Source organism: Streptomyces sp. CNH287 (assembly GCF_000424825.1).
Genome location: NZ_AUKQ01000005.1, coordinates 221,069 through 247,795, shown reverse-complemented (window position 1 = coordinate 247,795; position 26,727 = coordinate 221,069). Strand labels below are relative to the sequence as shown.

Annotated in this window: 21 protein-coding genes; 6 read left to right on the top strand and 15 right to left on the bottom strand. The window is 72.0% G+C overall.

Features of this window, described 5'->3' with window-relative positions:
* Positions 1 to 19: 19 nt before the first annotated feature.
* Complete coding sequence (locus H299_RS0107460; protein WP_027747909.1) at positions 20 to 766, bottom strand: LOG family protein; 747 nt, start codon at positions 764 to 766, stop codon at positions 20 to 22.
* 128 nt (positions 767 to 894) lie between these two features.
* Positions 895 to 1,974 (bottom strand): succinyl-diaminopimelate desuccinylase, encoded by a 1,080-nt coding sequence (dapE, locus tag H299_RS0107455; protein ID WP_027747908.1) that lies wholly within the window; start codon positions 1,972 to 1,974, stop codon positions 895 to 897.
* On the opposite strand from dapE, the gene H299_RS0107450 reads away from it, so the two are divergent.
* Positions 1,973 to 2,944, top strand: coding sequence for a VldE C-terminal domain-containing protein (locus H299_RS0107450; RefSeq protein WP_051262208.1), 972 nt, complete (start codon positions 1,973 to 1,975; stop codon positions 2,942 to 2,944). The two genes, dapE and H299_RS0107450, sit on opposite strands and share 2 nt — an antisense overlap.
* 338 nt (positions 2,945 to 3,282) lie before the next feature.
* Complete coding sequence (locus H299_RS37445; RefSeq protein ID WP_486587181.1) at positions 3,283 to 3,582, top strand: ATP-binding protein; 300 nt, start codon at positions 3,283 to 3,285, stop codon at positions 3,580 to 3,582.
* Between the two features lie 115 nt (positions 3,583 to 3,697).
* On the opposite strand, the gene dapC is transcribed toward H299_RS37445, so the two are convergent.
* Both dapC and fdxA read right to left on the bottom strand, forming a co-directional pair.
* Entirely contained in the window at positions 3,698 to 4,828 is a 1,131-nt protein-coding gene (gene dapC, locus H299_RS0107440; RefSeq protein WP_486587180.1) for a succinyldiaminopimelate transaminase, read from the bottom strand.
* A gap of 134 nt (positions 4,829 to 4,962) precedes the next feature.
* Positions 4,963 to 5,289: a ferredoxin gene (fdxA, locus tag H299_RS0107435; protein WP_027747905.1), complete on the bottom strand. Its 327-nt coding sequence runs from the start codon at positions 5,287 to 5,289 to the stop codon at positions 4,963 to 4,965.
* 137 nt (positions 5,290 to 5,426) lie between these two features.
* Here fdxA and H299_RS0107430 point away from each other — a divergent pair, with 137 nt between their 5' ends.
* Positions 5,427 to 6,557: a GNAT family N-acetyltransferase gene (locus tag H299_RS0107430; protein WP_027747904.1), complete on the top strand. Its 1,131-nt coding sequence runs from the start codon at positions 5,427 to 5,429 to the stop codon at positions 6,555 to 6,557.
* 110 nt (positions 6,558 to 6,667) lie between these two features.
* On the top strand, positions 6,668 to 7,597 hold the full coding sequence (locus H299_RS0107425; protein WP_027747903.1) for a transglutaminase-like domain-containing protein: 930 nt from the start codon (positions 6,668 to 6,670) through the stop codon (positions 7,595 to 7,597).
* Positions 7,598 to 7,798: 201 nt separating this feature from the next.
* On the opposite strand, the gene H299_RS0107420 is transcribed toward H299_RS0107425, so the two are convergent.
* The 4 genes from H299_RS0107420 to H299_RS0107405 all read right to left on the bottom strand — a co-directional run bounded on the left by H299_RS0107420 (position 7,799) and on the right by H299_RS0107405 (position 11,646).
* A complete protein-coding gene (locus tag H299_RS0107420) occupies positions 7,799 to 9,994 on the bottom strand; it encodes a hypothetical protein (RefSeq protein ID WP_027747902.1) in 2,196 nt (731 codons plus the stop codon).
* Positions 9,995 to 10,121: 127 nt separating this feature from the next.
* Entirely contained in the window at positions 10,122 to 10,523 is a 402-nt protein-coding gene (locus H299_RS32700) for a DUF6113 family protein (protein WP_037758264.1), read from the bottom strand.
* Between the two features lie 5 nt (positions 10,524 to 10,528).
* Positions 10,529 to 11,416, bottom strand: a complete 888-nt coding sequence (gene mshB / locus H299_RS0107410) for an N-acetyl-1-D-myo-inositol-2-amino-2-deoxy-alpha-D-glucopyranoside deacetylase (RefSeq protein ID WP_027747901.1) — start codon at positions 11,414 to 11,416, stop codon at positions 10,529 to 10,531.
* A 35-nt stretch (positions 11,417 to 11,451) separates the two neighbouring features.
* A complete protein-coding gene (locus tag H299_RS0107405; protein ID WP_027747900.1) occupies positions 11,452 to 11,646 on the bottom strand; it encodes a hypothetical protein in 195 nt (64 codons plus the stop codon).
* Positions 11,647 to 11,859: 213 nt separating this feature from the next.
* On the opposite strand from H299_RS0107405, the gene H299_RS0107400 reads away from it, so the two are divergent.
* Positions 11,860 to 14,037, top strand: a complete 2,178-nt coding sequence (locus H299_RS0107400) for a prolyl oligopeptidase family serine peptidase (protein WP_027747899.1) — start codon at positions 11,860 to 11,862, stop codon at positions 14,035 to 14,037.
* A 114-nt stretch (positions 14,038 to 14,151) separates the two neighbouring features.
* Here H299_RS0107400 and H299_RS0107395 read toward each other — a convergent pair whose 3' ends face one another.
* The 5 genes from H299_RS0107395 to H299_RS0107375 form a co-directional block, all read right to left on the bottom strand.
* Entirely contained in the window at positions 14,152 to 15,318 is a 1,167-nt protein-coding gene (locus H299_RS0107395; RefSeq protein ID WP_027747898.1) for a dipeptide ABC transporter ATP-binding protein, read from the bottom strand.
* Positions 15,319 to 15,330: 12 nt separating this feature from the next.
* A complete protein-coding gene (locus tag H299_RS0107390; RefSeq protein ID WP_027747897.1) occupies positions 15,331 to 16,395 on the bottom strand; it encodes an ABC transporter ATP-binding protein in 1,065 nt (354 codons plus the stop codon).
* A gap of 11 nt (positions 16,396 to 16,406) precedes the next feature.
* Positions 16,407 to 17,384, bottom strand: coding sequence for an ABC transporter permease (locus H299_RS0107385; protein WP_027747896.1), 978 nt, complete (start codon positions 17,382 to 17,384; stop codon positions 16,407 to 16,409).
* A 120-nt stretch (positions 17,385 to 17,504) separates the two neighbouring features.
* Entirely contained in the window at positions 17,505 to 19,307 is a 1,803-nt protein-coding gene (locus tag H299_RS0107380) for an ABC transporter substrate-binding protein (protein ID WP_027747895.1), read from the bottom strand.
* Positions 19,308 to 19,405: 98 nt separating this feature from the next.
* Positions 19,406 to 20,437: an ABC transporter permease gene (locus H299_RS0107375; RefSeq protein ID WP_027747894.1), complete on the bottom strand. Its 1,032-nt coding sequence runs from the start codon at positions 20,435 to 20,437 to the stop codon at positions 19,406 to 19,408.
* A 478-nt stretch (positions 20,438 to 20,915) separates the two neighbouring features.
* Here H299_RS0107375 and H299_RS32695 point away from each other — a divergent pair, with 478 nt between their 5' ends.
* Positions 20,916 to 21,932, top strand: a complete 1,017-nt coding sequence (locus tag H299_RS32695) for a hypothetical protein (RefSeq protein ID WP_051262206.1) — start codon at positions 20,916 to 20,918, stop codon at positions 21,930 to 21,932.
* Positions 21,933 to 22,236: 304 nt separating this feature from the next.
* Here the strand turns inward: H299_RS32695 and typA are convergent, their stop codons facing one another.
* Both typA and H299_RS0107360 read right to left on the bottom strand, forming a co-directional pair.
* A complete protein-coding gene (gene typA, locus H299_RS0107365; protein ID WP_027747893.1) occupies positions 22,237 to 24,120 on the bottom strand; it encodes a translational GTPase TypA in 1,884 nt (627 codons plus the stop codon).
* 172 nt (positions 24,121 to 24,292) lie between these two features.
* On the bottom strand, positions 24,293 to 26,608 hold the full coding sequence (locus H299_RS0107360) for an ABC transporter family substrate-binding protein (protein WP_486587179.1): 2,316 nt from the start codon (positions 26,606 to 26,608) through the stop codon (positions 24,293 to 24,295).
* Between the last annotated feature and the right edge of the window lie 119 nt (positions 26,609 to 26,727).

Below are 26,727 nucleotides of genomic sequence, written 5' to 3'. Positions count from 1 at the left end.
CCCGGCCGGCCCGGCCGGGTCAGCCCGCCTCCTTGGTGACCAGGGCCACCGCCTCCGACACGTCGTCCGTGACGTGGAAGAGCTCCAGGTCGTAGTCCGACGCCTTGCCCGTGCCGACCACGGAGGCGCGCAGCCAGTCGACCAGGCCCTGCCAGTACGCGGTGCCGAAGAGGACGATCGGGAAGCGGGTCACCTTCTTCGTCTGGACCAGGGTCAGCGCCTCGAACAGCTCGTCCAGCGTGCCCATGCCGCCAGGCAGCACGACGAAGCCCCGCGCGTACTTGACGAACATCGTCTTGCGCACGAAGAAGTACCGGAAGTTGACCCCGATGTCGACGTACGGGTTGAGCCCCTGCTCGAACGGCAGCTCGATGCCGAGCCCGACCGAGGTGCCGCCCGCCTCCAGCGCCCCCTTGTTGGCGGCCTCCATCGCCCCGGGCCCGCCGCCGGTGATCACCGCGAAACCGGCCTCCACCAGCCCGCGCCCGACCTCCACGCCCGCCGCGTACTCCGGCGAGTCCACCGGCGTGCGGGCCGACCCGAAGACGCTCACGGCCGGGCCGAGCTCGGCGAGCGCGCCGAAGCCCTCGACGAACTCCGACTGGATGCGCATGACCCGCCAGGGGTCCTTGTGGATGAAGTCGGACGGACCCGTCGTGTCCAGCAGCCGCTGGTCGGTCGTCTCGGTCTGCACCTGCCCCCGGCGGCGTACCACCGGCCCGAGACGCTGCTCCCTCGGCTCCCGCCGCTGCTCCGGTCCGCCCATGACGTGCGCTCCCTCCGCCTTCACTGTTCCGCCCCACAGTACGCAGGCGCAGGTGACGGACAAGGCAATTCCCGGCTACGCGCACCCGGCGCGCGAGCCCGCGGCGGCCGAGGGCGGCCCGTCGCCGCTCAGCCCGTCAGCCACGCCCGCAGGACCTCCTCGCAGCGCAGCACCTGCGCCGTCTCGACCCGCTCGTCCCGCTTGTGCGCGAGGTTGGGGTCACCGGGCCCGTAGTTGACGGCGGGGACGCCCAGCGCGCTGAACCGGGAGACGTCCGTCCAGCCGAACTTCGGCCGCGGCTCCCCGCCCACCGCCGCGACGAAGGCCGCCGCCGCCGGGTGCGAGAGACCGGGCAGGGCGCCGGGGGAGCTGTCGTCCACCGTGAGGTCCTCGGCCCCGCAGCCGGCGAAGACCTCGCGTACGTGGGCCAGGGCCTGCTGCTCGTCGCGGTCGGGCGCGTAGCGGTAGTTGACCGTCACCGTGCACGCGTCCGGGATGACGTTCCCCGCGACCCCGCCCTCGATGCGCACGGCATTCAGCCCTTCGCGGTACTCCAGCCCGTCGATCAGCACGCGCCGCGGCTCGTACCGGGCCAGCCGCTCCAGCACCGGCTGGGCGGCGTGGATGGCGTTCGAGCCGCGCCAGCTGCGCGCGGAGTGCGCGCGCTGCCCGGAGGTGCGCAGGTGGACGCGCAGGGTGCCCTGGCAGCCCCCCTCGACGTTCCCCGCGGACGGCTCCAGCAGGACCGCGAAGTCGCCTGCCAGCCAGTCCGGGTGCGCCTGGGCAACCCGGCCGAGGCCGTTGAGATGCGCGGCGACCTCCTCGTTGTCGTAGAAGACGAAGGTCAGGTCGCGCCGGGGCTCGGGCACCGTCGCGGCGATGCGCAGCTGCACGGCGACCCCGGACTTCATGTCCACCGTGCCGCAGCCCCACAGCACCCCGTCGTCGTCCAGCCGGGAGGGCACGTTGTCCGCGATGGGCACCGTGTCGATGTGGCCCGCCAGGATCACGCGCTCCGGGCGGCCCAGGTGCGTACGGGCCACCACGTTGTTCCCGTACCGGTCGACGGTCAGGTGGGGCAGCGGGCGCAGCGCCGCCTCGACCGCGTCGGCGAGCGGCTTCTCGCTGCCGCTCTCCGAGGGGAAGTCGACCAGCTGTGCGCTGAGCAGAGCTGCGTTCTGTCGCAGGTCAAGTCCGGTGGGAGGCATGGCTGCCACTCTACGTCCGGGCACCGGTACCTTGGTGCGCGTGCCAGCGTCCTCCTCCCCCTCCCCGAAGCGGCGCGGCCGGGGTCTGCGCGTCCTCGCCGCGTTCGTCGTACTGCTCGGCATCGCCGGGTACGTGGCGACGCAGTACGTCATGGGCGGTGCCGGTCCGGCCCGCTGCACCGTGCGCGCCCCCGAGGGCGGCGACGGCGAGAAGACCGTCGAGTACAAGGTGCATCCCGCGCAGGCGGCGAACGCGGCGACCATCGAGGCGGTCGCCTCCTCCCGGCGACTGCCGGAGCGCGCGGTGACGATAGCGCTGGCGACCGCGATGCAGGAGTCCGGGCTGCGCAACATCAGCTACGGCGACCGCGACTCGCTCGGCCTCTTCCAGCAGCGGCCCTCGCAGGGCTGGGGTACGCAGAAGCAGATCCTCGATCCGGTCTACTCGGCGGGGAAGTTCTACGACGGTCTGGTGAAGGTTCCCGGGTACTCGCGGCTGCCGCTGACCGTGGCGGCGCAGAAGGTGCAGCTCAGCGGCTTCCCGCAGGCGTACGCCAAGCACGAGACGAACGCGGCGCTCCTCACCTCGGCGCTCACCGGCCGCCGGGCCGCCGCCCTCAACTGCACGACCGGGCCCGGCGGCGTCGACCGGGCGGGCGATCCCGCGGAGGTGCGGGAGAAGCTGCGGCGGGAGTTCGGCGACGAGGTGCTCGCCGGTGCGGGCACCGCTCCGGCGGGCGGGCGGAGCAAGCCCCCCACCGAGGACCTGTCGATCCCGGCCGACGGCGGACAGCGCGGCTGGGAGCTGGCGCACTGGGCCGTGGCACACGCGGCCGACCTGCGCATCGCGCGCATCTCCTACGGGGACCAGGTGTGGAGCGCGGACCGTTCCGAGGAGGGCTGGCATACCTCGGACGAGTCGCCCTCGGACGGCTCCGCCGTCGTCCTGCGGCTGGCGACGGCTCCCTGAGGAGGGTCTCAGTCCGCTCGCTCAGCCGTCCGGGCGCCCACTCGTCGGAGGGAGCGCGACGCGCCCGCGCCGGCTGCGGTCACGCGGCTTCGCGGGGGCTCCCGGCCGCGCCGGACCGTTGCCGCGACCGGGCTGTGGCGCTTCCCCCGCCGCCCGGGGCCGGGCCGGAGCGCCCGTTCCCCCGAAACAGATAATGCGACGCATTGCCCATCCTTTACCGGAACGGCCCGCAACCTTCGGCGCGGCCGAGCCGATAGGCAGTGCGTTCCGAGCGGGCACGGCAGCCCGCACGGGGCCGACCTTCCGAAGCAGCATCCCCCCTCCGCCGAAGGAGCACTATGTCTCTCCCCCTCACCCGCCGGATCGCCCGAGTCGCCCTGCTGACCGCGGCGGGCGCCGCCTCCGTCGTCGGTGCGGCCGGTGCGGCGAGCGCCGCCCCCTCCCCGCAGGGGCCCGATCTGGGGGTGTCCAACGTGGACGGCGCGGACGTCCGGGGCACCGTCGCGGACACCGCGGCCAAGGCGGGCGAGCTGGGCCCGCAGGGCGGCAGCGCTCTCCCCGGGCACGCCGCGCACGGCGCCCAGGGCCAGAACCCGATGATGGGCGGCCTGCCGGCGAACGGTGCCGGGCTCCGCTGAGCCCCACGGCCACCGGCCCGCGGGCCGGGGCTCCGCAGCCGGTCATCCGGTGCGCGGGGCTCCGGCCCGCACCCGTGCGGGCCGGACAGCGCGCGGCCCGGTGCCGGGTCGGGCGTCAGGCCGTCAGCCGCCGCACGGCGGCTGCCACCCGCTCGTCCGTCGCCGTGAAGGCGACCCGCACGAAGCGCCCGCCCGCCGGGCCGTAGAAGTCGCCGGGCGCCACCAGGACACCCCGCTCGGACAGGGCACGCACGGTCTCCCAGCACGGCTCGTCACGCGTCGCCCACAGGTAGAGCGACGCCTCGCTGTGCTCGATCCGGAAGCCCGTCGCCTCCAGCGCACCCCGCAGCGCCGCGCGCCGGGCGGCGTACCGCTCGCGCTGGCTCGCCACATGGGCGTCGTCGCCCAGGGCCGCGATCGTGGCCGCCTGCACCGGGGCGGGCACCATCATCCCGCCGTGCTTGCGGATCTGGAGCAGGTCACCCAGCACCGCCGCGTCACCGACCGCGAAAGCCGAGCGGTATCCGGCCAGGTTGGAGCGCTTGGAGAGCGAGTGGACGGCGACGATCCCCTCGTACGAACCGCCGCACACCTCGGGGTGCAGCACGGACACCGGCTCGGCGTCCCAGCCCAGTTCGAGGTAGCACTCGTCGCTGAACACCAGCACGCCGTGCTCCCGCGCCCAGGCCACCGCCTCGCGCAGGGCCTCCTTGGAGAGCACCCGGCCGGTCGGGTTGGACGGCGAGTTGAGCCACAGCAGCCGCAGCCCCGACGGGTCCAGCTCGCCGACGCCGTCGTAGGCGACGGGCTCGGCACGGGCCAGCCGCGCGCCGACCTCGTAGGTCGGGTACGCCAGCCTCGGGTACGCCACCCGGTCGCCGGGACCGAGGCCGAGCTGCGTCGGCAGCCAGGCCACCAGCTCCTTGGAGCCGACCACGGGCAGCACGTGGGAGTGGGTGAGGTCACGGGCGCCGAGCCTGCGCGCGCACCAGCCGACGATCGCGTCGCGCAGCGCGGCGGTGCCCCACACCGTGGGGTAGCCCGGGCTGTCGGCCGCGGCCGACAGCGCCTCCCGGACCGGCTCGGGCACCGGGTCGACGGGCGTGCCCACCGACAGGTCCACGATGCCGTCGGGGTGCGCCGCGGCCGTCGCCTTGAAGGGCTCCAGCCGGTCCCAGGGGAACACCGGGAGCCGGGCGGACGCGGTGCGCGGCGGGGACGGCGACACGGGCGGGGACGAGGTCACGGCGACGGCTCACTCTCTCTCGTACAACACCTCGGTCCCGTGCGGCGCGGACACACCGCGCCGCACGGGACCGGGGACGGCACCGGTGCTATGCGGGCACCGGGCCGGCGGACCTCACAGCAGGTCCCGGCGACTCACTCGTCGTGCTCCTGCGGCGGAAGCGCGGAGATCACCGGGTGGTCCCGCTCGATCATGCCGAGTTTGGAAGCACCGCCGGGCGAACCGAGTTCGTCGAAGAACTCGACGTTCGCCTTGTAGTAGTCCTTCCACTCCTCCGGAGTGTCATCCTCATAGAAGATCGCCTCGACCGGGCACACCGGCTCGCAGGCGCCGCAGTCGACGCACTCGTCCGGATGGATGTACAAGGACCGCTGGCCCTCGTAGATACAGTCGACGGGGCACTCCTCGATGCAGGCCTTGTCCTTAAGGTCGACACAAGGCTCCGCGATGACGTAGGTCACGCTGTCGTTCCTCCTCGATAGGGCCGGCGGACCGAGTACGGCTCCGCCGAGGGCGCGCGGGAGCGCGGCGTCGTCGATGCCCGCATCTAGTATCTCCGTTCCCGGAGCCGAGACGAACAGGAGGGGCGATTCCTGACGTGGAATTCACCATTAGCGGACAACTCGAGGTCCGCATCAGTGCGGCCGATGTGGGGAAACGCGTCTCGGTGAGGTCTTTGACCGGTCCGGATGAGCCGGAGGCCACCTTCACCGACACGGTCGGGGTGCTCACATCCTGGACAGATGGTGTGTTGAAGATCACTCGGCGCACCGGTGAGAGTGTCGCGCTCCAGGAGTCCGCCGTCGTGGCGGGCAAGACCGTGCCCCCGCCGCCCGCCCGGCGGCACGGCGCCCCGGCCGCCTCGGTGTCCGAGTTGCAGCAGATCGCCGCACGGGGCTGGCCCGCGCTGGAAACGGAACGCCTCGGCGAGTGGACGCTGCGGGCCAGCCCAGTCGTCCCGTACGAAGCGGAAGCACCGCCACGCCCCCTGCGGGACGGGTTCACCGCGCGCGGCAACTCCGTTCTGCCGTGGGGCGACTCCGGGCTGGAGCCCGACGCGGCGCTGCGCGAGATCGTCCGCTGGTACGCCGTACGCGGCCTGCACGCGCGCGTCCAGGTCCTCCTGGGGCCCGTCGCGGACGCGTCCGCCGCCCGTACGGACCCCGGGCTCGTCGCCGCGCTCGACGCGCACGGCTGGCCCGCGGAACGCTCCACCCAGCTGCGCGTCGGAGCGCTGGCCCCGCTCGCCGACCGGGAGCCGGACGGCCGGGTGCGGCTGCACCGGGAGCCGGACGCGCGGTGGCTGCGCCGCTACAACCGCGCGAGCACGGCGGGCGCCGCGGACGGCACCGTGAGCGCGGCGGACAGCGCGGCGCACAGCACCGCGACACGGGTGCTGCGCGGCGGCCCCTCCGTGTGGTTCGCGACCGTGCCCTACCCCGGTGCGGCGGCGGACGGCGGCGAGGACCGCCCGCCCGCCGCGATCGGCCGCTGCGTGGTGGACGGCCGCTGGGCCGGATTCGCGGCGGTGGAGGTGGCCCCGGACTGCCGTCGGCAGGGCCTGGCGCGCGCCGTGATGGCCGAGCTGGCCCGCCGTGCGCTGGCGGAGGGCGCCTCGGCGGGCTACCTCCAGGTCCACGGGGACAACGCCGCGGCGGGTGCGCTGTACGACGCCCTCGGCTTCACCGTCCACCACCTCTACCACTACCGCCGGGCACCGCAGAGCTGAGCACCGCAGAGCTGAGCACAGCCCACCGCCCGGGCGCGGGCAGCCGGTGATGACGCACGCGCGGGAGCCGAGCGCTCCCGCGGAGGGACGACCGCGACGGGGAGCGCCGCATGACGACAGGCAGCTGGGAGAGCAGGCAGAGATTCCGCAGGGCGGCGGCCGAGGAGCGGCCGGACCTGGCCCTGCTGTGCCTGCTGATCGGCACGGAGGCCGCGGCCGACCCGCGTTCCGGCCCGCCCGCGGGAGCGGCGGCGCGGTCCGCACCGGAGGCAGACCCGGACGCGGGGCCGGTACCCGACTTCCTGATCGACGCGGCCGTCGACACCTCGCAGATCGAACTCGACCGGCTGGCCGGAGAACTCCCCGCGCAGTTGCGCGGCACCCGCGACCCGCGCGCCTGGGCGGAGGCGCTGCGGGGGCTGCTCGGCGAGAGGTACGGCTTCCACGGCACCGGCACCGACTACCAGCGGCTGGAGTCGTCCCTGCTCCAGGCCGTGCTGATCCGGCGGCGCGGGCTGCCGATCCTGCTCTCGGTGGTCTGGATGGAGGTGGCACGGCGGGCCGGTGCGCCCGTGTACGGGGTCGCGCTGCCGGGCCACTTCGTCGTCGGCTTCGGCGACCCGGCGGGCGAGCACGTGCTGGCCGACCCGTTCGCCGGCGGTCGGCTGCTCACCGAAGGCGAGCTGGAACTGCTGGTCACGGCGGCGACCGGGGCGAGCAGGCCGGTCTCGCACGCGATGCTCCAGCCCGCCGACCCGCTGGAGACCGTGCTGCGCGTCCTGAACAACATCCGGGCCTGGGCGGCGGCACGGCCGGAGCACACCGCCGTCCAGCTGTGGGCCCTCGACCTCTCCCTGCTGCTGCCCCATCACCCGATGCGGCTCCGGCTGGAGCGGTCGCAACTGCTGGTCGAGCGCGGCGACTTCGTGGGCGGCGCGCAGGGGCTGGAGGAGTACGCGGAGGTGATCGCCGCGATGGAGCCCAACGCGGCGGACACCGTACGCCGCCAGGCCCGCGCGGCCCGCGCCCGGCTCAACTGACGCAGGCCGCAGGGGCGGCACCGCCCCGGACCGGAGGCAACCCCCTGGCTGCCGCTGTCGCGGCTCGCTCCCGCCAACGGCTCCCGGTGCGCGGACGTCCAGCGCGGGCGCCACGCGTAGCGCCCCCCGCCCCGGCGTGGCCGGGAGGAGGGGCGCAGCGTGCCGGGCGAGCCGGGCCCGGCGGGAACTGTCAGACAGGCCCTACTGGCTGCGCGCGCCGTCGACCACTGCCGTACGCTTCCCCGGCTCCGCGGGCGCCGGCTTCTTGAGCGCCTGGATCATCGCCGCCGCCGCGTGCTTGGGCGTCATCTCGACCGTCCCGGTGCCCGCCTCGACGACGACGCCGTCGAACGCCGTGCCGTAGGTCTCCGCGAGCTTCTCCGTGTCGATGACCGGTTGGAGGCTGCTTCCGCCGGGCTTCATAGTGAGGAACTCGCCCATCGTCTCCTGACTGAACGGCACCTCCACATCACCCGCCTGGAGCCAGACCCAGCCCGACATGGCCGTCTTGCCGAACCCGCCGACCGCGCGGTCGAGTTCCCCCTTGCCGATCTTCGGCTGCTGGTTGCTGACGGGCAGCGTGACGGGGGTGTTCTTCCCACTGACGGCACGCTCCCGGTAGGCGGCCTCGACCACCTCCGACGCCTTGGCGACACTGACGCCCTTGAACGGCTTGCCGGGCACCGCGACGGCCTTGCCGCCCTCGAACGTGACCATGCCGTCCTTGGGCGCGCCCGAGCCGCCCGAGCCCGCACCGGCGGAGATCTCGGAGAGTGCCGCCTGGAGCTTCTCGTGATCGACCTCGAGCGCGGCTTCCGCTTCCCGGCTGCCGCCGAGCAGCGAGCCGATGACGGAGACGGGGTTGTAGTCCCGCCCGGCCACCTCGCGGACGGTCGCGTCGGTGTCTATGGTCAGACCCGCCACGCTCGGCTTCAGCTCGATCTTCTTACCGTCGGCGACGACGGTGAGCGCATCGGTCCCGCGGTTCCCGAGCGCGGCGTTCAGCGTGTCGACCGCCTCCTGCTTCTCCTTGCCGCCGATGTCGACGCCCAGCACCGTGGTGCCCTTGGGGACGTCGGCGTGGTCGAGGAGCAGCCCGGCGCCGTAGGCGACGCCCAGGATGCCGATCAGGCTCGCGCCGACGAGCACCAGCTTGGAGCGGCCCTTGGAGGCGGGCCGGCCACCGCTGCTGCGCGTCTCCGGCTGCTCCGGGGCGTCGTCGGCCGACGGCACGCCGGGAGCCGGGCCGGGGAAACCGCCCTCGGCCGAGGGCAGCCGGGGGATGCCGCTGATCAGCGTGTCGCTGGCGATCCGGTCGCCGCCCGGCGCACCCGCCCCGTCCCCGTCGTACGACAGGGACGCGCCGGGCTGCGTCATGCCGGAGAAGGCGGACGGCCCGGTGCCCAGTCCGAGCGTGGAGCTGGCGGCGGGCTCCGCTCCGGCCAGGGGACCCGCGGCGAGGTCGCCGGGCGCGCCCGTGCCCGGCGCCACGGGTGGTGCCGACGGAGGCGGTGGGGGCGGCGACAGCGGCATGTCGCCGTGCGCCGGGCCGCTCGTCGGGCCGGTGGGCGGCGGCGGAACCGCCGGACCGGCTCCCGGCGCCGGGGCGCGCCCCGCATCGCCCATCAGCTCGGCCAGTTCGGTGATCGCGCTGCGCTGCGCGTCACCCGCGGCTCCGCCCGGCGCCGGCTGGTCGCCGCCGAGCACCGGGAAACCGTCGGGCGGCGTCGCCGGGTGCTCCTGCGCCTCGCTGTCGGAGGGCGAGTCCGCGAAGTACGGGCGGTCCCCGGGCGAGGGCGCGCCGGGCGGGCCCGGCGGCGGCACGGCGGGCGGCGGGCTCTCACCGGACCCGCCCGGTCCGCCGGACTCCTGCTTCGGTGCCCTGCGCGGCGCGAACCAGTCGCTGGTGCTCTGGGTGCTCTCGCCTCCGGAGCCTCCGGGGGCTCCCGAGCCGCCGGCACCCCCGGCACCACCGCCGGGACCGCCCGCTCCGCCGCCGTCGGCGGCCATCGAGGCCGTCTGCGCGCCGCTCCCGGTGGCGGCGGGCACGCCGCTCGCCGCCCGGCGGGCCGCCGGTACCGCGGCCTCCGCCTCGGCGGCGCTCGCGGCGGCACCGGGCACCCGGGGGGAGTCGGCGCCGTCCGCCACCGGTGTCCGCATCACCACGGGCGGAATCGGCCGTGAACCGGGGATGTTGATCCGGATACGGGTCGTCAGCGTGGTCTCTGTCTTCGGTTCGTCCGCACGCGCGCCCGCGGCGGGGTCCGGTCCCGGGGCGCTGCGGTCGGCCTGCTCGCCCGGCCCGGAGGCGGAGCCGTACGGCTCCGATCCCGGCGCGGGGGCGGGACCGCCGCGCCCGTGGGGCCCGGAGGACGAACTGTCGGTTTCACGGCTCAAAACAGGTTCTCCCGGTTGGATTCGCCGCCGTCATGTTGTCCGAAAGCGGCTCGCCGGCGCGCACCACCATACTTGGGGCCGCTGACACTGACCCCGGCACCACTGAATCACCACATCAGAGCAGGTGTCAGCGACCCTTGTCCGGCCGCCGAACCGCTGGCACCGGCACCGCGGGCAGCGTGATGGTGGCACACATCACAGCCAGCAGCATCCCGCCGAACAGGAAGACATAGGACCCGATTCCGGTACCGAAGACGAAATCGCCCTCCGCCCGCGGCATGGTGAGCAGCACCACCGCCACCACCCATCCCGCCGCCGGGGCGACGGCCCCGAGCTTCGTACGGGTCAACTGACCGCCGCCCCAGAAGAGCCCCGCCGCCCCCGCGAGGGCGAGCAGCACTCCCCCCGCCGACCAGCCCGCCTGCACCAGCGCGCCCGCCGCGCCGGTCAGCAGACCGAGCACGGCCAGCCCCCCGTACGCCGCGACGCGGGCGCCGCTCACCGGCCGGCTCAGCGGCCCGCCCGGCATGCCGCTCACGGGATTACCCCGGCGAACAGGTCGTCGGCCGGGCCTCCGGCCGGTGCGGGTGAGCCCGCCAGGCGGTAGTGCTCGGCGCCGAAGAGAGGCTGCCCCAGGTCGTTCGAAAGAGCGAAGAAGGGACCGTCCACGGCGATCTGGGTCGCGTGCGCGCGCATGGCCGCGCTCTTGGCGGCGGAGTACCGCTCGCCGCCCTGGATCACCACGGCGACCTCCGCGTCGTCCACCACGCCCGGCACGTCGTCCGGTCCGGCGATGCCGGGGAAGGGGATCTCGCGGCCCGCCGCTCTGAGCCGGGCGAAACCGGCCTCTATCGCGGAGCGCTGCACGCAGTTCCAGTAGATCCGGGAGACGGTGTGCGGCACGCCCAGCTCGGGCCGGCCGTCCGCCGCCGCGAGTTCGGCCCCGCGCATCGCGACGCGGTGGGCCTGGATGTGGTCGGGGTGGCCGTAGCCGCCATCGGGGTCGTACGTCACCAGTACCTGCGGGCGGACCTCGCGGATCACCTCCGCCAGGTGCCACGCGGCCTCGTCGAGCGGAGCCCGCCAGAAGCAGTCCTCGCGGGCGTTCTGCTCCGCTCCCATCATGCCGGAGTCCCGGTAGCGGCCGGGGCCGCCCAGGAAGCGGTGGTCGGTGACGCCCAGCTCCCGCATCGCGGCGGCCAGCTCACCGACGCGGTACGCGCCGAGGGTGTCCTCCCGGTCCGGTGCCAGATGCGCCAGCTCCGGGGGGATCACCTCGCCTTCCTCGCCCAGCGTGCAGGTCACCAACGTGACGAGGGCGCCCTCGGCCGCGTACTTGGCCATCGTGGCGCCGTTGTTGATCGACTCGTCGTCAGGGTGCGCGTGCACCAGCAGCAGACGGCGGTCGGGTGCTTCGGTCATGCCCCGAGCCTACGACGCCCGGGGACGGCTCGTCGTCAGAACTGGATGTCGCCGATCAGCCGGGCCACGTTCGTCGTCACATCGGTGATCGTCGGCGCGGCGGTCGAACTGGCGAGGTAGAAGCCCAACAGCGTGCAGGCCAGGGCGTGTCCGCCCTTGAGCCCCGACTTCTTGATGAGCAGGTAGACGATGACTGCGAGCAGCACCACCGCCGAAATCGAGAGCGCCACGGCGGTTCACCTCCAAGTCCACGCGGTGGGAAAGCGGTTGGAACGAACAGGTATCCGGAAGAGTCATACCCCGGGACCCACCATCCGCAACGGATCATAACTATCCGTACGACGACATGGTTCGGAGCACTGGTGCAGATGAGGGGCGCATATTCGATTCAAGCCAGTCACGGGCAGGTCCGCCGCGTACGGGGACGCTCTACGCTCGGCACCATGCCTGAGACCTTCCCGCGGCAGTACGCGCGCACGAACCGCTTCACCCTGGGCGCCCCGCGCGCCTTCACCGTGGCCCCCGACGGGGAGCGCGTCGCCTTCCTGCGCTCGGGCGACGGCGGCGACCGGTCGCACGCCCTGTGGGTGCGCGAGCTGTCCGGCGGCCGGGAGTTCGCCGCCGCCGAGCCGGGCGCGCTGCTCGGCGGCCGGGCCGAGGAGTTGCCGCCGGAGGAGCGCGCCCGGCGGGAGCGCAGCCGCGAGGGCTCGGCGGGAATCGTCGCCTATGCCACTGACACGGCGGTCGAGCTGGCCGCGTTCGCCCTCTCCGGACGGCTGTTCACCGCCGAACTCCGGGCGGGCACGGCCCGCGAACTTCCCGCCGCCGGGCCGGTCGTGGACCCCCGCCCCTCCCCGGACGGCCGCCGCGTCGCCTACGTCGCGGGCGGCGCGCTGCGGACGATCGAGGCCGACGGAAGCGGCGACCGCGTCCTGGCGGGCCCCGAGTCGGGCACGGTCACCTACGGGCTGGCCGAGTTCATCGCCGCCGAGGAGATGGGCCGCTCCCGCGGCTACTGGTGGTCCCCGGACAGCGACCGCCTGCTGGTCGCCCGCGCCGACGACGCCCCGGTGACCCGCTGGTGGATCTCCGACCCCGCCAACCCCGACCGCGAGCCGGCCGAGACCGCCTACCCGGCGACGGGCACCGCGAACGCCGAGGTCACCCTCCACCTGGTCGACGCCGACGGGGAGCAGCGCACCGAGGTCACCTGGGACCGCGCCCGCTACCCGTACCTGGCGCGCGTGCACTGGTCCTCCTTCGGACCGCCGCTGGTGCTCGTACAGGCGCGGGACCAGCGCAGCCAGCTCTGCCTCACCGTCGACACCGCCACCGGGGCCACCTCGCCGCTGCACGCCGAAGATGATCCAGTATGGCTCGAACTCTTCGCCGGAGTCCCCGCCTGGACACCCGACGGGCGGCTGGTCCGGATCGAGGACGAGGGCGGCGCCCGGGTCCTGATGGCCGGGGACCGCCCGCTCACCTCGGCCGCCCTGCACGTGCGCGCGGTGCTGGACATCGGCGACGAGGACATCCTCTTCTCGGCCTCCCCCGGCGGCGAGTCGGGCCGTGCCGACGCGAACGCGGGCGACATCGGCGTCTACCGCGCGGCGTTCCGCGGAAGCGGCGACAAGGGCGGCTGGGAGCGGCTCGCCACCGCCCCGGCCCCGCACGCCGCCTCGGCGGTGCGCGGCGCGGACACCGTCGTCCTGACCACGGCCACCACGGAGCGGCCCGGTTCCGTCGTGAACGTGCTGCGCCTGCTGGCGGACGGGCGTACCGAGGCCCGGGGCACGGTGGCCTCGTACGCCGAGCGGCCGGTGCTCACCGCGGCGCCCCGCCTGCTGCACGTGGGCGAGCGGAGGATCCCGGCGGCCGTGCTGCTGCCCCACGGCTACCGGGAGGGCGACGGAAGGCTGCCGGTGCTGATGGACCCGTACGGCGGGCCGCACGGCCAGCGGGTGGTGGCGGCGCACAACCCGCACCTGATCTCGCAGTGGTTCGCCGACCAGGGCTTCGCCGTGGTGGTCGCGGACGGGCGGGGCACCCCCGGCTACTCCCCCGCCTGGGAGAAGGCGATCTCGCGCGACCTGGCCGGGGTCAACCTCACCGACCAGACCGACGCCCTGCACGCGCTCGCCGCAACCCATCCGCTGGACCTCGGCCGGGTCGGCATCCGCGGCTGGTCCTACGGCGGCTACCTCGCCGCGCTGGCCGTGCTGCGCCGCCCGGACGTCTACCACGCGGGCGTCGCCGGCGCCCCGGTCACCGACCTGCGGATGTACGACACGCACTACCAGGAGCGCTACCTGGGCACCCCGCAGGAGAACCCGGCGGTGTACGCGGCGAACTCGCTGATCACCGACGAGGGCCTGTCCGGCGCCGCGCCGCAGCACCGCCCGCTGATGATCATCCACGGGCTGGCCGACGACAACGTCGCCGTCGCCCACAGCCTCCGGCTCTCCTCCGCCCTGCTGGCGGAGGGCCGCCCGCACGAGGTGCTGCCGCTGTCCGGCGTGACGCACATGACCCCGCAGGAGGAGGTCGCGGAGAACCTGCTGCTGCTCCAGGTGGCCTTCCTGAAGCGGTCGCTGGGCATGCCGGCCGACGACCGGGCCTGAGCCCCGGCCCGGCGGCCCCGTACACACCGACGGGCGCCGGTGCGGCAGCGTCGCTGCCGCACCGGCGCCCGGACCGGGACGCGGTGCGCGTCCCCGGGGTGTCGCGGTGCCGCGTCAGTCGCTGTCGCGCTGCGCCGCCTTCTTGGCCACCGGAGCCTCGGTGACGTGCTTCCCCTCCAGCGAGGCGAGCGCCTCGTCCAGGACGATGTCCTTGCCCTTGTCCTCTATGGTGCCCTCCTCCGGGAAGTGGCAGGCCGTGAGGTGCCCGGCGGCGTTGCCCTCGATCTGGACCAGCGGCGGCACGTCCGTGGCGCACTTGTCCTGCGCCTTCCAGCAGCGGGTGCGGAAGCGGCAGCCCGAGGGCGGGTTGACCGGCGAGGGCACGTCACCGGCAAGCCGGATGCGCTCCCGGCCGCTGTTGTTCTCCACGTCCTCGTCCAGGGACGCCTCCGGCACCGCGGAGAGCAGCGCGTGGGTGTACGGGTGGCGCGGGCGGGTGTAGATGTCCTCCCGGTCTCCGACCTCCACGATCTTGCCCAGGTACATCACCGCGACGCGCTGCGAGAAGTGCCGCACGATGGCCAGGTCGTGCGCGATGAAGAGGAAGGCGATCCCCATCTCGCGCTGCACCTTCTGGAGCAGGTTGACGACCTGGGCCTGGATGGAGACGTCCAGCGCGGAGACCGGCTCGTCCGCGACGATCAGCTTGGGCTCCAGCGCGAGCGCCCGCGCCACTCCGATGCGCTGCCGCTGTCCGCCCGAGAACTCGTGCGGAAAGCGGTTGTAGTGCTCGGGGTTGAGACCGACCGTCTCCAGCAGCTCGCGGACCTTGCTCTCCCTCCCGCCGGGCGGGTTGATGCCGTTGACCTCCATCGGCCCGCCGACGATCGACCCGACGGTCTGCCGCGGGTTGAGCGACGAGTACGGGTCCTGGAAGATCATCTGGATCTCGGAGCGGATCGGTGCCATCTGCTTCCGCTTGGCGTGCGTGATGTCGTGCCCGCGGTAGGTGATCCGGCCGCTGGTCGGCTGCAACAGCCGGGTCAGCAGCCGCCCGGTGGTGGACTTGCCGCAGCCCGACTCGCCGACGAGGCCGAAGCTCTCGCCCGCGTGCACGGTGAGATCGACGCCGTCGACCGCCTGCACCGCACCGACGGTCCGCTTGATCGGGAAGCCGCCTTTGATCGGGAAGTGCTTCGTCAGCCCCTCGACCTGCATCAGCGGCTCGCCGGCGGCCGGCATGTCGCCGCCCGGTTTGGCCAGGGTGAGTTCCTCGCTCATGTTTCTTTCTCCCTAACCCAGCCTGGGCTTGATCTGCTCGACGAAGTAGGTGCGCTTCTGCTCTGCCGTCAGGTGGCAGGCCGCTCCCCGCCCGAGCGGCAGCTCGGGACGGTCGCCGGAACAGCTGTGCCCGCCCGCGACCTGGTCGACGAAGTCGCAGCGCGGGTGGAAGGGGCAGCCCGGGGGCGGGGTGAGCAGGCTGGGCGGCGTGCCCTCGATCGGGCGCAGGCCCTCGCTGACGTCCGAGGAGATCCGCGGCATCGAGCTGAGCAGACCCCAGGTGTAGGGGTGCTGCGGTGCGGTGAGCACCTCCTTGGTGCTGCCGCGCTCCACGGCACGGCCCGCATACATCACCAGGATGTCGTCGGCGACGTTGGCGATCACACCCAGGTCGTGCGTGATGAAGACGATGGCCGAGCCGAACTCCTGCTGGAGGTCCTTGAGCAGGTCCAGGATCTGCGCCTGGACGGTGACGTCGAGGGCCGTGGTCGGCTCGTCCGCGATCAGCAGGTCCGGGTCGCAGACCAGCGCCATGGCGATCATGGCGCGCTGCCGCATACCGCCGGAGAACTGGTGCGGATAGTCGTTGACCCGCAGCTTCGGGTTCGGGATGCCGACCCGGTCCAGCATCTCGATCGCCCGCAGGTGCGCCTCCCGCCGGGAGGCACCCGTGTGCTTGCGGTACGGCTCGCTGATCTGGCGCCCGATCGTGTAGAAGGGCGACAGCGCGGTGAGGGCGTCCTGGAAGATCATCGCCATCTTGTTGCCGCGGAGCTTCTCGAGTGTCTTCTCGCGCGCTCCGATCAGCTCCTGCCCGTCCAGCGCGATCTCGCCGGTGATCTCCGTCTGAGCCGGGTTGTGCAGACCCAGGATCGACATGTTGGTCACGGACTTGCCGGAGCCGGACTCGCCGACGATACCGAGCGTCTTACCGCGTTCCAGGTCGAAGGAGAGTCCGTCCACCGCCTTGACGATGCCGTCCTCGGTGGAGAAGCGGACATGCAGGTCGCGTACCTGGAGAAAGGCGCCCGACCCGGTCGGGGACGGCGCGTCCTCGGGTTTGGTGAGTGTGGTCACGGGTCGGTCTCCTAGGACAGCCGCACGCGCGGGTCGATGAAGGCGTACAACGCGTCCACGACGATGTTGCACGCCAGGATGAAGGCGGCGCTGACCAGCATCACGCCCATCGTCAGCGGCAGGTCCTGGTCGTTGACGGAATCCACCGCGAGCCGCCCGAGACCGGCGAGTCCGAAGGTGAACTCGGTGACGATGCCGCCACTGAGCAGGGAGCCCAGGTCGACACCGATGATGGTGACGATCGGGATCAGCGAACCGCGCCACGCGTAGCGGAAGAAGACGTACTTGCTGGACATGCCCTTCGCCTTGGCGGTGCGGACATGGTCCTCCTGCAACTGCTCGATCATCGTGGACCGCGCCATACGGGTGTAGTTCGCGGTGAAGATGAGCGACATCACGAACCAGGGGATCAGCAGTCCGGTCGCCCAGCCGATGGCGTCCTCGGAGATCGGCACGTACTTGGGCGCTTCCAGCCAGCCCGTGTTGTAGACCAGCAGACCCAGCACGATCGGACCGAGGAAGTAGATCTGCATCGAGCTGAAGGCCAGCGAGGCGGAGCTGACCGTCTTGTCGACCAGGGTGCCCTTGGTGCGGGCGGCGATCATGCCAAGGCCGATGCCGGTGACCAGGAAGATGACCAGGCCGCCCAGCGTGAGGGAGACCGTCAGCGGGAGACGGTCCATGATCGTGTCCCAGATCATGCGCTCGTCGTCGAAGGAGACCCCGAAGCACGGAGCGTCGCAGCGGCCGACGTTGAAGTCACGCCCGGCGACGATTCCCTTCATGAATTCCCAGTACTGCATGGGAATGGACTGATCAAGGCCCATCGCCTCGCGAATGACCTTGAGGTTGCTCTCCGTGCAGTTTCTGCCGCACGAGAGCAGCGCCGGGTCCTTCGGAATGGCGAAGAAGAGGAAGAAGGTGAAGGCACTGATCAGGATCAGGATGACTACTGCGCCGAGCAACCGGCGAGTCAGATATTTCAACATGGGAGTTAGCTGCTCTCAGCACGGCTGCTACGACGGGAGAGGAGGGGTGTGTCTCTGACCGGTCCCCGGAGGTGCGCGCCTTGTGAACGCGCACCTCCGGGGGCCCGGTGTGAAGCGGTGTTACTTCTTCAGGTACAGACGCGTGACGTCGATGTAGCTCCGCTCAGTGCTGTACCGGGCGCCGCCGATGTTCGAGCCGTAGATCTGCAGCTGCTTGGTGTAGTACAGCGGAGCGGCCGGGTTGACCTTCTCCACGATGTACTTGTGCAGCTTCGTCCACTCCGTGGTCGCCTTGTCCTGGTCCTGCATCTTCAGGATTCGGTCGATCTCGGAGTTGACGTGCTTGTCGTTGATGTGCGAGTAGTTCGACGAACCGTCCGCGATCGCGTCACCGTCGTAGGACGGCGGGATCACCGTGGAGGCGGTCGGGTAGTCCTGGCCCCAGCCGGTCATGTAGAGGTCGAAGCCGTTCTTGACCTTGCCCATCTGCTCGTACCAGGTGGCCTGGTCGACATCCTTCTTCTGGATGTCGAAGCCGATGTTCTCCAGGGCCTTGGTGATGATCTCGGCCTGCTTCTGGCGGTGCGGGACGTTGGCGTAGGCGTAGACGAGCTTCGTGCCCTCCTTGACGCCGGCCTCCTTGAGCAGCTTCTTGGCCTTCTCCGGGTCGCCGTTCGGCTTCTTCAGCTTGCCGTACGGGTCGTAGCCCTTCTCGTAGCCCGGCAGGGTCGGGGCGAGCAGGCCGCCGGCGGGCTCACCGGCGTAGGTGCCACCGTCGGGACGCAGCACCTGGGCGTTCGGCAGCGCGTAGGTGATCGCGTCACGGACGCGCTTGTCCTTGATGCGGTTCATGTTCATGTTCAGCTGCCACACGTAGGGCTGGTAGCCCTTGACGGTGCGGTCGTCCGCCTCGGTGATGACCTTCTTCACCTTGCTGGAGTCGACGGAGCCACTGAACTGCGTCGCGTTCTTGCCCTCACCGCGGTCGGAGAGAATCCGCTCGGTCTGGTCCGCGCGGCTGTGGTTGAACGTGATGTTCCAGCCGTCCACGTACTGGTGGCGCTTGGGGTCGGTCTTCTCGTCCCACTCCTCGTTGCGCACCAGCTTCAGCGACTTGCCGGGCTTGAGCTCGGCGATCTTGTACGGACCGAGGGCGACGAGGCCCTTGCCCTGGTCGTACTTGTCCTTCGTGTCGTTGTCCTTCGGCACGATGGAGTACCCGGCCATGGCGAGCGCCTGCGGCAGGTCCGGCTGCGCCTGCTTGAAGTGGAAGATGATCGTCTTGTCGTCCGGCGTCTCGAGCACGTCGTCGGGCAGGTGCTTGCCCTTGTACGGGCCGTCGGGCAGCGCCTTGCGGTAGGACGCGCCGCCGCCGGAGAGCCACTGCTGGACGTAGAGCGGTCCGTCGGTGATGACCGGGGAGTACAGGCGCTCGATGGTGTGCCGGACGTCCTCGGAGGTGATCTGGTCACCCTCCTGGTCCTTGACGCCGTCCTTGAGCGTGAACGTCCAGGTCTTGCCGCCGTCGGACATCTTGCCGGAGTCCGTGGCGAGGTCGCCGGCGACGGAGGTCTTGCCCTTGCCGTCCTCCTTGAACGTGGTCAGGCCGCGGTGGATGAGGCCGGCGAGCTGGCCCGCGTCGCTGACGTAGATCTCTCCCGGGTCCAGGTGCGAGATGTCGTCTTCCTGGTAAGAGCGGATCGTGCCGCCCTTCCGGGCTCCCTTGACAGCTTCCGCCGGCCCCTGGGAGGCGGCCGCGTCGAGGTACTCGACCGCTTTCGACTGGGACTTGGCGTCCTTCTGGGACTTCGACTTGTCCTTGCCGCCGCCGCCGCTGCCGTCACTGCAGCCCGTCAGCACCAGCGAGCCGGCCGCGAGAGCGATGACCGCTCCGCGGGCTCTGCGAGATCGGAAGAGATTCATGAGCCGAATGCACCTGCCTGTCAGTTGGGATCCATCTGCTGCCCTGTAGCGTCCGGTCTCCCGGTGCAGGGGTGGCAGCCCCCCTCAAGCTGGACGGATTAGCGTCCGGATTTGGGGTCGAAGGCGTCCCGCACGGAGTCGCCCAGAAGGTTGAAGGCCACCACGAAGATCACCATGGCGACGCCCGGGAAGAGCATGTACGTCGGGTTGTCCTCGTAGATTTCCCCGGCGATCGCGAACATGCGGCCCCAGTCGGGCGTGGGCTCCACGTAGCCGACGCCGATGAAGGACAGGAACGCCACGCTCAGCATCGAGGAGGGCAGCATGTACGTGCCCTGGACGAGGACCGGGGTGAAGGTGTTGGGCAGCAGCTCCTTGCGGATGATCCGCCAGGGCGAGGCGCCCGTGACCTTGGCCGCTTCGACGAACTCGCGCTCCCGCAGGCTCAGCACCTGACTGCGCACCAGCCGCGCCATGCTCATCCAGCCCAGGAACCAGAGCACGGTGATCATCGCCACCGCGCGTAGATAGGTCGGAGTCTCCTCCCCCGGCGACACGAAGACGGCGACGACCACGGGCATCGTGGCGATGAAGAAGAGCTGGCTGGGCAGCGACATCAGGAAGTCGGTGACCCGGCCGAGCCAGTAGTCGACCTTGCCGCCGAAGTAGCCGCCGACCAGCCCGATCAGCACGCCCGTGATCACCATCAAGATGGTCACGACGACGGCGGTGTAGAGCGAGGTCCGCATCCCGTACAGCAGCTGCATGAAGACGTCGCGCCCCAGCTGGGGCTCGATGCCGAACCAGTACTCCCCGGACATGCCGCCGTTGGCTCCGATGGGGTAGCCGAACTCGTCCAGCAGCCCCTCGTTCTGCCCGTACAGCGTGTACGGGTCCTTGCCGTACAGCCAGGAGATGACCGGCGCCAGCGCGGCGACGGCGAAGAAAGCGATCACCACGAAGGCGGAGATCACACCGGTGCGGTCGCGCTTGAAGCGCTTCCACATCAGCTGGCCGGGCGATCGGCCGGTGTGCTGGCCGGGCTCGCCTGCCTGTTCCGTGCTCAGGCCTTCTGCGTCCGGACCTGGGGTGTCGGTCCCGACCTTCGCAGCCTGGGATGGACTCGTCATCGCGTTGTGCCCCCGCGCTAGTGGTGCTCCGAACCCGTTCTGACTGGCACCGGGGTGTGCCGTGGGTTGAGCGGACTTTTGCAAGTGAATAAGTACGCAGTCAAGGGGTGTTGGTCCCGGCATGCGGACAGGACACGCATCTTGAGCGAAGATTTTGCAGATTGACGTGCCAGCGTGCTTGACATGCCGACGCCCAAGTGGACATAAGCCGACATTCTGACCGAAAGCGCCTTAACACACTCGCAACTCAGCTGTCGTTACACCGATATACGGACGGCACACTCTGAACTCCGTACGACCTCTCGGGAGCACTCGTGAGCACTCGTGTTCATAACCTTCGCATCAAGCATCTTGATAACAACGCGCAGCGCGGGTAATCCTTGGGGGTCGGCAGTGACGCCCGGGGGACACCTGTGCCCGGACACGGCTCCGCACACGCGTGAAGAAGGTGCAGCACCACACTCGGGGGGCCAGGCGCATGGGGCAGGAACAGGCGCTCGCGCGCGGTGCGCGCGTGTTCGGGGCGATCGGGCTGCTGGTCCTCGCCTTCATCAGTCTCGGCTGGATCATCCGGGACTTCACCGAGGCCGCCGAGGTCACCGACGTCTGGTGGGTGTGGGCCGGGCTCGGCCCCCGAGCCGACGGCGGCCTGTGGGTCAGCTCGCTGCTCGACCCGATCCTGCTGATCGCCTACGTCGTCGCCGCGGCCATGACCGTACGGGCGTCCTCCGCCGCGGGCATCCTCGCCTCGGTCGGCGCGCTGACGGCCGTGCTGCGCCTCCCCAGCCTGTGGAACCTCCAAGCCGACTGGATGCAGGGCGTCGACGACGACCTCAAGACCAAGGCGCTGCTGAGCGCCGTCGCTGCGCTGGTGATCGGGCTGGGCCTGGTGGTCGCCGCCCTCGCCGGGCGCCGCCCGGTGGACGCCGGCGGGTACGGCTACGCGCCGGTGCAGGACCCGGCCACGATGGCGCCCGGCCGCCCCTCGCACGGCGCGGCCATCACCGCCTTCCTCGTCCTGGGTGCCGCCGGGGTCCTGGTGGCCTCCTGGGAGATCTACTGGTGGAACCAGCAGGGCGGGGAGAGCTACGGGAACGGCTTCACCGGAGAGCGGACCCTCGTGACGCTGCTGTCCGCGCCGCACGGCTGGACGGCCTGGACGATGGTGATCCTGACGCTGGTCGGCTCCGTCGCCGCCGTCAGCCGGGCGACCTTCGCCCGTCCGCTGGGGATGCTGGCGGGCGGCCTGCTGACGGGCTTCGGCATCTTCTTCGTCTCCGCCTTCCTGAAGCAGGACCTTCTCGAACACTTCTCCGACCTCCCCACCAACGTCCAGCTCAACTTCCTGACCCAGGTCTTCTGCGTCGTGGCGGGGCTGATCGTGCTGGGCGCCCTGGCCCAGCGCGCCCAGCGGGACCAGCCGATGATGCCGCCACCGGGCCCGCCGGGCCCGTACGGCCCGCCGCCGCCGATGGCACCTCCGCCCGGCTGGTGACACCGCCCGGGCCGGCACCGGCCGTCCTGGCCCCACCAGTCGGCCGCTGACCCGCGCCCGCGCACGGGACCAGACAACACCCTGCGCCGCTCCCGGCGGCTTCACCCACCCCGTACGGGCGCGAGAACCGCCCGTACGCGTGAGCCCGTACGGGGGGGGCGGCTTCGCTGTCGCGAACACCGCCGTGCACGCCGCAGTGAACGCCGACGCGCGCCTTCCGCCAGGCGTGGGACGCGAGGAGGGGGCCTGCCACGGGCAGGCCCCCTCCTCGTGCGTCACGGCCCGCCGCGGGCCGTGCTCCCTGCTACCGCTTGGCGCGGGACGCCGCCCGTCCGCGCTCCCGCTGGTCGAGCACGACCTTGCGGATACGCACCGTCTCCGGTGTCACCTCGATGCACTCGTCCTCGCGGCAGAACTCCAGCGACTGCTCCAGCGAGAGCTTCCGCGGCGGCACCAGGTTCTCCGTGGTGTCGGCGGCAGCCGCCCGCATGTTGGTCATCTTCTTCTCCTTGGTGATGTTCACGTCCATGTCGTCGGAGCGCGAGTTCTCACCGACCAGCATGCCCTCGTACACCTCGGTGCCCGGCTCGATGAAGATCGTGCCGCGCTCCTGGAGGTTCATCATGGCGAAAGGCGTGGCCGATCCGGAGCGGTCCGCGACCAGGGAGCCGCTGTTGCGCGTCCGCAGATCGCCGAACCAGGGCTCGTGGCCCTCGGAGATGGAGTGGGCGATGCCGGTGCCGCGGGTGTCCGTCAGGAACTCCGTACGGAAGCCGATCAGGCCGCGCGAAGGAACGATCCACTCCATCCGGACCCAGCCCGAGCCGTGGTTGACCATCGTCTCCATGCGGCCCTTGCGCGACGCCATCAGCTGGGTGATCGCGCCGAGGTGCTCCTCGGGGGAGTCGATGGTCATGCGCTCGATCGGCTCGTGCAGCTTGCCGTCGATCTCGCGGGTGACGACCTCGGGCTTGCCGACCGTCAGCTCGAAGCCCTCCCGGCGCATCGTCTCGACCAGGATCGCGAGGGCCAGCTCACCGCGGCCCTGCACCTCCCAGGCGTCGGGACGCTCGGTGGGCAGCACGCGCAGCGAGACGTTGCCGATCAGCTCGCGGTCGAGCCGGTCCTTGACCTGGCGGGCGGTGACCTTGTGCTTGACGCCGCCCTTGGTGCTGCCCTTGCCGACCAGCGGCGAGGTGTTCGTGCCGATGGTCATGGAGATCGCGGGCTCGTCCACCGTGATCAGCGGCAGCGCGACCGGGTTCTCCGGGTCGGCCAGCGTCTCCCCGATCATGATCTCCGGGATGCCCGCCACGGCGCAGATGTCGCCCGGCCCGGCCGACTCGACGGGCTTGCGGGTGAGCGCCTCGGTCATCATCAGCTCGGTGAGGCGGACGCTCTGCACGCTGCCGTCGCGGCGCATCCAGGCGACAGTCTGCCCCTTCTTCAGGGTGCCGTTCTTCACGCGGCACAGCGCGATGCGGCCGAGGAAGTTGTCCGCGTCGAGGTTGGTGACGTGGGCCTGGAGCGGCGCGTCGTCCTCGTACGTGGGCGCGGGCACCGTCGAGAGCAGGGTGGTGAAGAAGGGCTCCAGGCTGTCGCTGTCCGGGGGCACCGAGCCGTCGGCGGGCTGGGTGAGCGAGGCGACGCCGTCCCGCGCGCAGGCGTAGATGATCGGGAACTCGATCTGCTCCTCGTCCGCGTCCAGGTCCAGGAAGAGGTCGTAGGTGTCGTCGACGACCGCGGAGATCCGCGCGTCCGAGCGGTCCGTCTTGTTGATGCAGAGGATCACCGGAAGCCGGGCCTCCAGCGCCTTGCGGAGCACGAAGCGGGTCTGCGGCAGCGGGCCCTCGGACGCGTCGACCAGCAGCACGACGGCGTCGACCATCGACAGGCCGCGCTCGACCTCGCCACCGAAGTCGGCGTGGCCGGGGGTGTCGATGATGTTGATGACGATCGGGTCGCCACCGCCCTTGGGGTGGTAACGGACCGCGGTGTTCTTCGCGAGAATGGTGATGCCCTTCTCGCGCTCCAGGTCGTTGGAGTCCATCATCCGGTCATCGACGGACTCGAGCTGGTGTGCCGCGAAGGCGCCCGCCTGCTTCAGCATGGCGTCGACGAGGGTCGTCTTGCCGTGGTCGACATGGGCGACGATGGCGACGTTACGGATGTCGTTGCGCGTGGGCATGCGAGGGCGCTTCTCCCGGGATCGTGGATGGCGGCGCGTCCGGTGCGGTACGCGCGCCCGCCGGGCTCATCTCCTGCTCTGCGCCGCGGCCTGTACACCTATCGTACGGGCCTCGGGCCCGGAAGGGCGCCCCGGGCCGTGGCGCAGCGGGCTCGCGAGACCGCTGCGCGGCCTACTTCCGGTAGCCGATGTCCTGGTAGCGGGGGGTCTGGAAGCCGAACGCGCCGACGTTCACGAGCTTGCGATCCGCCGCGACCAGCTGCGGGCGCTGATAGAGGGGTACGGACCCGGCGGCAGCCCAGATGCGCGCGTCGGCGCTGCTCAGCAGCTCGTGGCGGTCGTCGTCGTCCAGTTCCGCCGCCGCCTCCTCGAACAATTGATCGATTCGGTCGGTGCCGACCCTCGTGTAGTTCTGGTCGACCAGCAGCGTGCCGTCCGGCGCCGGGACCGGCTTGGCGAAGATGGGCTGGGCATCGGTGGCCGGATAGGCGCTGGCTGGCCACGAGTAGAGGGCCAGGTCGAACTCGCCGGAGGCGATGTGGTCCCGGAAGTAGCCCTCGTCCTCGACCTTCGTGATCTGCGTCCGGATGCCGATCGTGTTCAGCGTCCGGGCGATGCGCGCGCCGGTGCGCTGGATGGTCGCCGAGCCGTGGCCCGAGGGGAGGAGGAAGCGCAGCGAGAGGGGCATCCCCTCCTTCGTGCGTACGGCCGTGGCCCGGCCGGTGGAGAGCAGCCGCATCTCGTCGGCGCGGGCCTTGGCGGCCTCGGCCGCCTCGGCGGCGCGCCGGGCGGCGCGGTCCGGGACCTCGGCCTCTCCCTCGGCGCCGCTCTCGCCGTCCTGGGGGCTCTCGCCGTCCTGGGGGCGGGCCAGTTCGGCCACCTGGGCGAGCAGTCCGGCGCGCTGGTCCGCCGCCTGCGGGGCGAGGGTGAGCGGCACCCGCTGGATACGGGCCGCCTCGGCGGCGCTGACCGGTACGGCGACCCGGTCCCCACCCGAGGCGACCGCCCCGCCCGAGGCCCCGGCGGCACCCGTGCCGTCGCCCGCCCCGCGGCCGTCTTCCGGGGTGCTGCCGTCCGGGGCGCGGTCACCCGGGGCGCGGTCGTCCGTCTTGGCGTCGGCCGAGCCCTCCGACTCCGGCCGGCCCTCCGCGGCGCCCTGCCAGCCCGCGTCCGCGAGCAGCGACTGCGCCGACGCCACGTCCGGGCCGCCGAGCGCGCCGCTGCTGTCCCGATAGCCCTCCTGGTCGCGCACCCGAAGGTGGCTGCCGAGCGGCTTCGCCGGGAGCCCGGCGGGGATGAGCGCGTGGCGCGCCAGCGCCTTCCGGTCGAGGGCGCGGGCCACCGCGCGCCGTACCCGCTGGTCGACGAGGGGACCGGAGGCGCCGTTCATGGCGAGCTGGGTGTAGGCGGGCTCCAGCGCCCGGCGCACGGAGTAGCCGCGCAGGTTGCGGCGCTCCTCGGACTCCGCCGCCACCGCCTTCGCCTTCGGCGGCTGCGCCGCCTCCCCCGCCGCGGGCTTGCCGTCCGCCGGGCCGTCCTGCCGTCCCTTGCCGTCCCTGACCTCACGCCCGGCCGCGATTCCGGCCGCCTCGATGCGGTCCGCGACCGCCGTGTCGACCGGCGCCAGGTCCAGCCTGCCCGCCGCGAGCGCCGCCTCACGCCGCTCGGGTGCGACCTGGGTCAGCTCGATGCGCTCCAGCTTGGGGCGGGCGCCCCACCAGCGCGGATTGCGTACGAGCACCGCGGTCCGGGCCCCGGTGGCGATGCGCCGGACCTGGAACGGGCCGCCGGACGCGGGCAGTTCGGCGCGTACGCCGTCGTTGAAGGTCTTCGCGCCGCGCATCACGGAGCGGGGGTAGAGCGGGGTGAACAGTGACTTCCAGTCGGCGTACGGACGGCCGAAGGTGACGGTGACCTGGCGCGGCTCCGGGCCCTTGGCGACCTTGGTGATCCGGTCGTACCCGGAGTTGCGGGCGGACCAGTAGGCGCTGTCCGTGCCGTTGAGGGCCTTCCACTGCGCGGCGAAGTCCCCGGCGCCCAGCGCGCGGCCGTCGCTCCAGCGGGCCTTCGGGGCGAGGGTGTAGACGACGGTCTGCCGGGGGTCCTGGTCGGTGACCTCGGCGGACTCCAGGTAATCGCCGTTCAGCTGCGGACGGCCGCCGCTGTCGAGGGTGAAGAGCGCGGGCAGCGTGGCGGCGGCGATGCGCGCGGTGGCGTCCGTCGCGTCGGGCTGGAAGGCGTTGAGGGTGGGGGGCACCTCGTCCACGGCCCAGCGGAGCGTACCGCCGTCGGCCACGCGGGCGCGGGGCGCGGCGGGGACGTCGAGGGCGGCGCCGCTGGCACCCCGCAGGCCGCCGCTCCCTCCATCGCTCGTGCACCCCGCGAGGGGCAGCAGGAGAGCGGCGGTGAGTACGGCGGCACAGCGCCGGGCGCGGGTGCCGACGGCGGAGACGGCTGACATGTCGGGCACGTCGGGCACGGCTGGCATCGCTGAACCTCCGGGGCTGGCCGCCCGCCGCACCACCCTCGACGGCTTCTGCGACTCATCACATCAATCGCTCGACGGCACCACTGAAGGCGACCCGGCGCGGCGCAGCACGCCGACAC